At 73.5% G+C, this 9710-nt stretch carries 2 protein-coding genes; both read right to left on the bottom strand.

Annotation, left to right across the window (positions count from 1 at the left end; translation table 11 throughout):
- Positions 1 to 5542 (bottom strand): SDR family NAD(P)-dependent oxidoreductase (locus ACIRP7_RS45360; RefSeq protein ID WP_403672872.1); only part of this gene is annotated, 5542 nt, incomplete at its 3' end.
- 22 nt (positions 5543 to 5564) lie between these two features.
- The coding region (locus ACIRP7_RS45365; RefSeq protein ID WP_403672875.1) for an SDR family NAD(P)-dependent oxidoreductase at positions 5565 to 9710 on the bottom strand (4146 nt) is incomplete at its 5' end.

The raw sequence follows: 9710 nt of genomic DNA on the forward strand, positions 1-9710 counted from the left end.
CCCAGGAGGTTTCCAGCAGCAGCCGCTGCTGGGGGTCCATGGCGAGCGCCTCGCGCGGGGAGATCCCGAAGAACTCCGCGTCGAACTCCGCCGCCTCGTGCAGGAACCCGCCCTCCCTCACGTAGGAGGTGCCCGGGGTGTCCGGGTCGGAGTCGAACAGCGCCTCCAGGTCCCAGCCCCGGTCGGCCGGGAAACCGGAGATCGCCTCGCCTCCCGACGCTACGAGCTCCCACAGCTCCTCGGGGGAGTCGAGGCCGCCGGGCAGCCGGCTGCTCATCCCGACGACGACGACCGGATCGTCGTCGTCCGCGGCCCTGGGTGCGGAGAGCACCGAGGGCACGGCGGGTTCACCGGCGGTGGGTGCCAGTTCGGTGAGCAGGAGGCGGGCGACGGCCGTGGGGCTGGGGTGGTCGAAGACGAGGGTGGCCGGCAGGCGCAGTCCGGTGGCCTTGTTGAGGCGGTTGCGCAGTTCCACGGCGGTGAGGGAGTCGATGCCGAGTTCCTTGAAGCCCCGGCGGGCGTCCACCGCGGCCGGCCCCGCGTAGTTCAGCGCGGCGGCGACCTCGACCAGGACGAGATCCAGGAGGAACGCCTCGCGCTGCTCGTCCTGGACCCCGGCCAGTCGCTGGGCGAGGGAACCGGCGGACGATCCGGCCCCGTCCCGTGCGGCACGGCGCACCGGCATCCGCACCAGTCCCCGCAGGAGGGACGGGATCTCTGCGCCCCGGGCCCGCAGACCGGCGGTGTCCAGCACCATCGGCACCACGTCCGGAACTCCGAGCGTCAGGGCCGTGTCGAACAGTTCCAGGCCCTTGGCCGGATCCAGGGAACCGATGCCGGTGCGGGCCAGACGCGCGAGGTCGCTCTCGCCGAGCGTCGTGGCCATCCCGTCGTCCGCCCAGGCGCCCCAGCCCAGCGACACCGCGGGCAGACCCTCGGCGCGGCGCCGCTGTGCCAGCGCGTCCAGCCAGGCGTTCGCCGAAGCGTAACTGCTCTGTCCCGCCGTCCCGTAGGTACCGGCGACGGAGGAGAAGAGTGCGAAGACCGACAGCCCCAGTCCCCGGGTCGCCTCATCGAGGTTGCGCGCGGCGTCCGCCTTGGGGCGCAGTACGGCGGAGACGCGCTCGGGGGTGAGAGAGGTGAACACCCCGTCGTCGAGGACTCCGGCCGCGTGCAGCACACCGGTGAGCGGGTGCTCGCCCGGGACACCGGCCAGGAGGGCATCCAAGGCGGCGCGGTCGGCGACGTCACAGGCGGCGAAGGTGACCGTGGCACCGAGCGCGGTCAGCTGCCGCTCCAGTTCGGCCGCCCCGTCGGCGGCGCGGCCGCGCCGGCTGACCAGCAGCAGGTGGCGCACCCCGTGCTCGGTCACGAGGTGGCGGGCGAAGAGCCCGCCGAGGGCGCCGGTTGCTCCCGTGACGAGCACCGTGCCCTCGGGGGTGAACGGTGAGGGCCCGGGCTCCGGAGCGGTCGTCCTGGCCAGACGTGGAGCGAAGAACCGGCCCTCGCGTACGGCGAGCTGAGGCTCACCCGCGATGACGAACCCCGCCTCTGCGGTGACGTCGGGGTTCTCGACGTCGACCAGCACGATCCGGTCCGGGTTCTCCGTCTGCGCCGAGCGCAGCAGACCCCAGACGGCCGCGCCCGCCGGGTCCGGGGCCTCTCCCGTGACCGAGACCGCCCCCGTGGTGAGCACCACCAGCCGCTCGTCCTCGGGCCGGTCCTCGGCGAGCCAACCCTGGACCCGGCCGAGGACCAGATGGACGTTGTCGTGCACCGAGCCGTCCGCCGGCACCCGCAGCACCGTGGCCGCCGGTGCCGGGGTGCCGACGCTGTCGGCCGCCACGGGGACCCACTCCACGCGGAACAGCGCGTCGTGCCCGTCGGACCGGAGCGCGCCGCGCACCTGCGTACCGGACACGGTGCGCAGCGCCAGCACCCCCACCTCGGCCACCGGTTCCCCGGTGCCGTCCGCCACCAGCAGCGACACGGCGTCGGAGCCGACCCGCGTCAGCCGCACACGGATCGTGGCCGCCCCCGTCGCGTGCAGCCGCACGCCGCTGAACGAGAACGGCAGCCGGGGATCCCCGGACCCTTCCAGCACGCCCAGCTCGATGGCGTGCAGTGCCGCGTCGAGCAGGGCCGGGTGCAGACCGAACCGCCCCGCCTCCGCGGCCTGTCCGTCCGCCAGGGCGATCTCGGCGAAGACCGCGTCGTCGCGCCGCCACACCTGTCGCAGCCCCTGGAAGGCCGGACCGTAGGAGAAGCCCTTCGCGGCGAGGGTCTCGTACCAGCCGTCAAGATCCACCGGTTCCGCGTCCCGCGGCGGCCAGTCGACCAGCGTGTCCCCGGTGTGGGTGTCCCGGGCGTAGTCGCGGGCCAGAACGCCGGTGCCGTGCCGGGTCCACGGCCCGTCGGCCGGGTCCGTGGCGGGACGCGAGTGGACGCTGAAGGAGCAGCGACCGGAGTCGTCAGCGGTCCCCACCGACACCTGCACCTGTACGCCTCCCGACGACGGCAGGCCCAGCGGCGACTCGAGGGTCAGTTCCTCCAGCAGCGTGTGGTCCGCCAGTTCGCCCGCGCGCAGGGCGAGTTCGACCAGCGCGGTGCCCGGCAGCAGGACCGTGTCGAGCACGGCGTGGTCCGCCAGCCAGGGATGGTCGTCGACAGACAGCCGCGTCGTGAGCACCAGGTGGTCGGAGTCGGCCAGCGAGACGGCGGCACCGAGCAACGGGTGCCCGGCCGGCCCGAGGCCCAGCCCGGCGGCGTCCGCGTCGGCGCTGCGCGAGTCGTCATGGTTCAGCCAGTAGCGTCGGCGCTGGAAGGCGTACGTCGGCAGATCGGACGGACGGGTCCTGCGACCGTGCAGGAGCGCCTGCCAGTCGGGGGCGGCACCACGCGTCCACATCTGCGCCAGCGCCGTCGTCAGGGACTCCGCCGCGGTGCGGTCCCTTCGCAGGACCGCGATGAACTCCGGCTCCACCTCGGTGGTGGTGTCGGGCACGCACGCCCGGCCCATGGCGGACAGCACGCCGTCCGGGCCGAGTTCGAGGTAGGTGGTGACGCCCCGCTCGTGCAGGGTGGTGATGCCGTCGCGGAAGCGCACGGCCTCACGGACGTGCCGCACCCAGTAGTCGGGCGAGGTGAGCTGTTCGGCGGTGGCGAGGTCTCCGGTGAGGTTGGAGACGACGGGGATCCGCGGCCGGTTGAAGGTGAGCCCCGCGGCGACCCGGCGGAACTCCTCCAGCATCGGTTCCATGAGAGGCGAGTGGAAGGCGTGGCTGACCCGCAGTCGGCGGGTCTTGATGCCGAGGGCCCTGAGCGCGTCGTCGATGTCCGCGACCGCCTCCGCGGTTCCGGACACCACCGTGGAGGCCGGTCCGTTGACGGCGGCGATGGTGACCTCGTGCTCCCGTCCGGCGAGGTGCTCGGCGACCTCTTCCTCGCCGGCGAGGACGGAGAGCATGGCTCCGCCGGGCGGCAGTGCCTGCATCAGCCGGCCGCGGGCGGCGACCAGGGTGCAGGCGTCCTCCAGGGACAGCACGCCCGCGACATGCGCGGCAGCCAGTTCGCCGATCGAGTGTCCGGCCAGGAACTTCGGGCGCAGTCCGAGGTGTTCGACCAGCCGGTACAACGCCACCTCAAGGGCGAACAGACCGGTCTGTGTGTAGAGCGTACGGTCCAGGAGCTCGCCGTCCTCGGCGAACATCACCTCGCGCAGCGAGCGGCCGAGGTGCCCGTCCAGGTGGCCGCACACCTCGTCCAGCGCCTGGGCGAAGAGGGGATGGCCGTCGTAGAGCTCGCGGCCCATGCCCGCACGCTGGCTGCCCTGACCGGTGAACAGAAACGCCGTGTCACCCGCGACGGGCACGCCCCGCACCAGACGCGGCGCGGTCTCCCCCTCGGCGAGCAGCGCCAGCCCCGCCCGCAGCGCGTCGGGCCCGTCGGCGAGGAGGACGGCCCGCTCCTCCAGGGCGGCGCGGTGCACGGCGAGCGACAGTCCGAGCGTCGGCAGGTCGAGGTCCTCGTGCCGGGCCAGGTGTTCGGTCAGGCGCCGAGCCTGGTCGCGCAGGGCGTCGGGGGTCCGGGCGGACAGCGGTACCGGCACCGGGGTGAGAACCGGCCCGTCTCCGGAGTCCTCCTGCTCCATGGCCGGTGCTTGTTCGAGTATGACGTGGGCGTTGGTGCCGCTGATGCCGAAGGAGGAGACGGCGGCGCGGCGGGGTCGGCCGGACTCGGGCCATGGTTGTGCGTCGGTCAGCAGACGCACGGCACCGGTGTCCCAGTCGACGAACGGTGACGGTTCCTCGGCGTGCAGGGTGCGGGGGAGCACTCCGTGCTGCATGGCCTTGACCATCTTGATGACGCCGCCCACACCCGCGGCGGCCTGGGTGTGGCCGATGTTGGACTTCAAGGAGCCGAGCCACAGCGGCTGGTCCGCGGCGCGGGCCCGGCCGTAGGTGGTGAGGAGGGCTTGGGCTTCGATGGGGTCGCCGAGTCGGGTGCCGGTGCCGTGCGCCTCCACGGCGTCTATGTCGGCGGGGGTGAGTCCCGCGTTGCTCAGTGCCGCCTGGATGACGCGCTGCTGGGAGGGGCCGTTGGGGGCGGTCAGGCCGTTGCTGGCGCCGTCCTGGTTGACCGCGCTGCCGCGGACCACGGCGAGGACGGTGTGGCCGTTGCGGCGGGCGTCGGAAAGCTTCTCGAGTACGAGGACACCGACGCCTTCCGACCAGCCGGTGCCGTCCGCCGCCGCCGAGAACGACTTGCAACGGCCGTCCGGGGACAGCCCCTTCTGCCGACTGAACTCCACGAACGTACCCGGCGAGGACATCACCGTCACACCGCCCGCCAACGCGAGCGAGCAGTCGCCCTGACGCAGCGCCTGGACCGCCAAATGCAGGGTCACCAGGGAGGAGGAGCAGGCGGTGTCGACGGTGACCGCCGGTCCCTCCAGGCCGAAGCTGTACGACACTCGGCCCGACAGCACACTGCCGGCCCCGCCGGTCAGCCGGTGGCCGTCCGCTCCGTCCACCGGCTCGAACAGGTACGGCCCGTAGTCGTGGTACATGATGCCCGCGTACACGCCGGTGCTGCTGCCGCGCACACGGGCCGGATCGATGCCGGCCCGCTCGAAGGCCTCCCAGGACGCTTCGAGGAACAGCCGCTGCTGGGGGTCCATGGCGAGTGCCTCGCGCGGGGAGATCCCGAAGAACTCCGCGTCGAACTCTGCGGCCTCGTGCAGGAACCCGCCCTCACGGGTGTACGACGTACCGGGCCGGTCGGGGTCCGGGTCGTGCAGCCGCTCCAGGTCCCAGCCGCGGTCCACGGGGAACGGCGATATGGCGTCCGTTCCCTCGTCGACCAGCTGCCACAGGCCTTCGGGCGAGGTGACGCCGCCCGGGTAGCGGCAGCTCATGCCGACGATGGCGATCGGTTCGCGAGCGGTGTCGAGAAGCTCCTGGTTCTGCCGACGGAGCCTGCTGGTCTCCTTGAGCGAGTCCCGCAGCGCTGCCACGACCGCTTCGGACGAGGTGTTGTTCATGCTGTTCCTTCTCCAGGACTGCTCAGGAGCCGTGGCTCTCACGGGCCATACGGACGAGGGCTTCGACGTCCAGCGCGTCGATGTCGATGACGGTGGTCTCCGGCACCGGAGCGGCCTCCTGCGCCGCGTCGGCCACCGGTACCGGCTCGCTGAGGTCCAACAACCGGTCGAGGAGGCCGGAGCCGCGCAGCCGGTCGATCGACAGCGTGGCGAGGATGCGGCGAATGTCCCGCTCGCCGAGCCCGTCGGCCGACGCCCCCGTTCCCTCGCCGGGTTCACCGGCGGTGGGTGCCAGTTCGGTGAGCAGGAGGCGGGCGACGGCCGTGGGGCTGGGGTGGTCGAAGACGAGGGTGGCCGGCAGGCGCAGTCCGGTGGCCTTGTTGAGGCGGTTGCGCAGTTCCACGGCGGTGAGGGAGTCGATGCCGAGTTCCTTGAAGCCCCGGCGGGCGTCCACCGCGTCGACGCCGTAGTCGAGGGTCCTGGCGACCTCGCCACGGACCAGGGCGACGAGCTGCTCCTCCTGCTCCTCGGGAGTCAGACCGGCGAGCCCCCCCGCCACCGACGGCCGCTCCGCGTCACCGGCCATCGGGCCGGCCGCCGCCCGGCGCGGCCGGATCAACCCGCGCAGCAGGGCGGGCGGTTCCGCCCCCGGCGACCGCAGCGCCCCGGTGTCCAGCGGCAGCGGTACGGCCCCGGCCAGGCCGAGCGACACCGCGGTGTCGAAGAGCGCCATGCCCTGGTCCGGCGTGATCGGGACCATGCCGAGCCGGGCGAAGCGGCCTCGGTCGGCCTCGCCGAGCGCCGCCGCCATCCCGCCCTCCGCCCACGGCCCCCACGCCAGCGAGACCGCGGGAAGTCCGAGAGCACGGCGATGCCCGGCCAGCGCGTCCAAGTAGGCGTTGGCCGCCGCGTAGTTCGCCTGGCCCGCACCGCCGACCAGGCCCTGGATCGAGGAGAAGAGCGCGAAGACGGCCAGGTCCAGATGGCGGGTGGCGTCGTGCAGGTTGCGGGCCGCATCGGCCTTGGGCCGCAGTACGGCGGAGACCCGCTCCGGCGTCAGCGTCGTGAACACCCCGTCGTCGAGCACGCCGGCCGCGTGCACCACCCCGGTGAGCGGACGCCCCTCCGGAATGCCTTCGAGGAGCGCGTCCAGTGCGTCGCGGTCCGCCACGTCGCACGCGGCGAGGGTGACCTCGGCGCCGAGAGCGGTCAGTTCACGTTCCAGCTCGGCCGCCCCGTCGGCGGCACGGCCGCGCCGGCTGACCAGCAGCAGGTGGCGCACCCCGTGCGCACTGACCAGGTGCCGGGCGAGCAGCCCCCCGAGCGCCCCGGTGGCCCCGGTGATCAGGACGGTGCCGTCCTCGGTGAACGGCGAGGTCTCGGCTCCGGTCACGGTGACCCGGCCCAGCCGGGGCGTGAATGCCCTGCCGCCGCGCACGGCGATCTCGGCGTCCGCCGCGGTCAGCGCCACCGCCAGGCCCGCGTCGTCGTCGGGGTCGTCGAGGTCCACCAGCACGATCCGGTCCGGGTTCTCCGTCTGCGCCGAGCGGAGCAGTCCCCGGGCCGCCGCGGCCGGGAGATCGCGCACGTCCTCTTCCGCCGTGACCGCCACGGCGCCGTGGGTCACGACAACCAGCCGCTCCTCGTCGGGCCGGTCCTCCGCCAGCCACTGCCGGGTCCGGGCGAGTGCCTCGTGCACCGTCTCGTGCACCGACTCTCCGCCCCGCAGCCGTACGACGGTGGTGGCCGAGGGCGTGGTGCCGGGAGCGGCGGGAACCCACTCCACCTGGAACAGCGCCTCGTGCCCCACCCCGCCGGCGGCACCGAGCTGCTCAGTGGTGACCGCCCGCACGGCCAGGGCGTCCACCGAGGCGACGGGTGCGCCCGACGCGTCGGCCACGTCGATCCGCACGGCGTCGGCGCCGACCGGTGCCAGCCGCACCCGCGCGGCCGCGGACCCCGTGGCGAACAGCCGTACGCCGCTCCAGGCGAACGGCAGCCGGGGCTCGCCCGTCCCGGGCAGGGCGCCCAGTTCGATGGCGTGCAGCGCGGAGTCGAGCAGGGCCGGGTGGAGACCGAAGGCACGGGCGTCCTCGGCGCGGTCGTCGGGCAGACGCAGTTCGGCGAACACCTCGTCACCGCGCCGCCACACCGCGCGCAGCCCCTGGAAGGCGGGACCGTAGCCGAATCCCTGCTGGGCGAGCCGCTCGTAACGATCCATAAGATCGACCGGTACTGCGTCCCGCGGCGGCCAGACCGTGAGGTCGGTGCCCGGTCCGGCGGCGTCGCCGGCGAGCCGGCCACTGGCGTGCCGGACCCACGGCCGGTCGAGGTCGTCACCCTCCCGCCGGGAGTGCAGCGTCAGTTCGCGCCGCCCGGAGTCGTCGGGAGCGCCCACGATCAGTTGGAACTGCACGCCGCCGTGGTCCGCGAGCACCAGCGGAGCCTCCAGCGTCAACTCCTCCAGCACACCGGCCCGGGCCTCGTCACCGGCCCGCAGGGCCAGCTCCACGAAGGCGGTGCCGGGCAGCAGTACCCGGTCCAGGACCACGTGGTCCGCGAGCCAGGGATGGGAGCCGAGTGAGAGCCGCCCGGTGAACAGCAGCTCCCCGGTGTCGGCGCGGGTGACCGCGGCGCCGATCAGGGGGTGGTCCACCGTGCCGAGCCCCACGGCAGCGGCGTCCCTGCCCCGGACCGTGTTCGGCTGCCAGTAGCGCTGGTGCTGGAACGGGTAGGTGGGCAGATCGACCCGCCGCGCCGCCCGGCCGCCGAACACGGCCCGCCAGTCCGGAGCGGTCCCGCGCACCCACAGCTGCGCCAGCGCGCCGCCGAGGGCAAGGGGCTCCGGACGGTCCTTGCGCAGAACCGTCACGAACTCCGGCTCCACGTCGGTGGTGGCGGGCACGCATGCCCGGCCCATGGCGGACAGCACCCCGTCCGGACCGAGTTCGAGGTACGTGGTGACGCCGAGCCCGTGCAGGGTGGTGATGCCGTCGCGGAAACGCACGGCCTCACGCACGTGCCGCACCCAGTAGTCGGGGGAAGTGAGCTGTTCCTCGGTGGCGAGAGCGCCCGTGACGTTGGAGACGACCGGAATGCGGGCGGGACGGAGGTCCAGGCCGCGGGCCACGGCCGCGAACTCCTCCAGCATCGGGTCCATGAGGGGCGAGTGGAAGGCGTGGCTGACCCGTAGCCGGCGGGTCCTGAAGCCCTGCTCCTCCAGCCGCCTGGTCACCTCCAGCACGGCCGCCAGGTCGCCGGAGATCACTGTGGACGACGGTCCGTTGACGGCGGCGACGGCGACCTCGTGCTCCCGTCCGACGAGGTGCTCGGCCACGTGTTCCTCGCCGGCGAGCACGGAGACCATCGCCCCGTTCTGCGGCAGTGCCTGCATCAGCCGGCCGCGGGCGGCGACCAGGGTGCAGGCGTCCTCCAACGACAACACGCCCGCGACATGTGCGGCCGCCAGCTCGCCGATCGAGTGCCCCGCCACGAACTGCGGGGTGATCCCCAGATGCTCGATCAACCGGTACAGCGCCACCTCCAGCGCGAACAGGGCGGTCTGGGTGTGGACGGTCTGGTCCAGCAGCTCGGCCTGCCAGTCGGCATCCTCGTCCGCACCGAACATGAGGTCGCGCAGAGACAGCCCGAGGAGCTTGTCGAGGTGCTCGCACACCTCGTCGAGAGCCTGCGCGAAGACGGGGTGCGCGGCGTACAACTCGCGCCCCATGCCCAGGCGTTGACTGCCCTGGCCGGTGAACAGGAAGGCCGTGCCGCCGGCGGTGGCCGTGCCTTGTTCCAGGCGGCTCGTCGAGCCCCCCTCGGCGAGCACCGCCAGCTCCGCGAGCAACTCCTCCCGGTCCCCGGCGCGGATCGCGGCACGGTGGGGGAGCGCGGCGCGGTGCACGGCGAGCGACAGTCCGAGCGTCGGCAGGTCGAGGTCCTCGTGCCGGGCCAGGTGTTCGGTCAGGCGCCGTGCCTGGTCGCGCAGGGCGTCGGGGGTCCGGGCGGACAGCGGTACCGGCACCGGGGTGAGAACCGGCCCGTCTTCGGACTCCTCCTGCTCCATGGCCGGTGCTTGTTCGAGGATGACGTGGGCGTTGGTGCCGCTGATGCCGAAGGAGGAGACGGCGGCGCGGCGGGGTCGGCCGGATTCGGGCCATGGTTG

Origin of the sequence: Streptomyces sp. NPDC102270, assembly GCF_044766405.1 — a bacterium.
Lineage (GTDB): Bacteria > Actinomycetota > Actinomycetes > Streptomycetales > Streptomycetaceae > Streptomyces.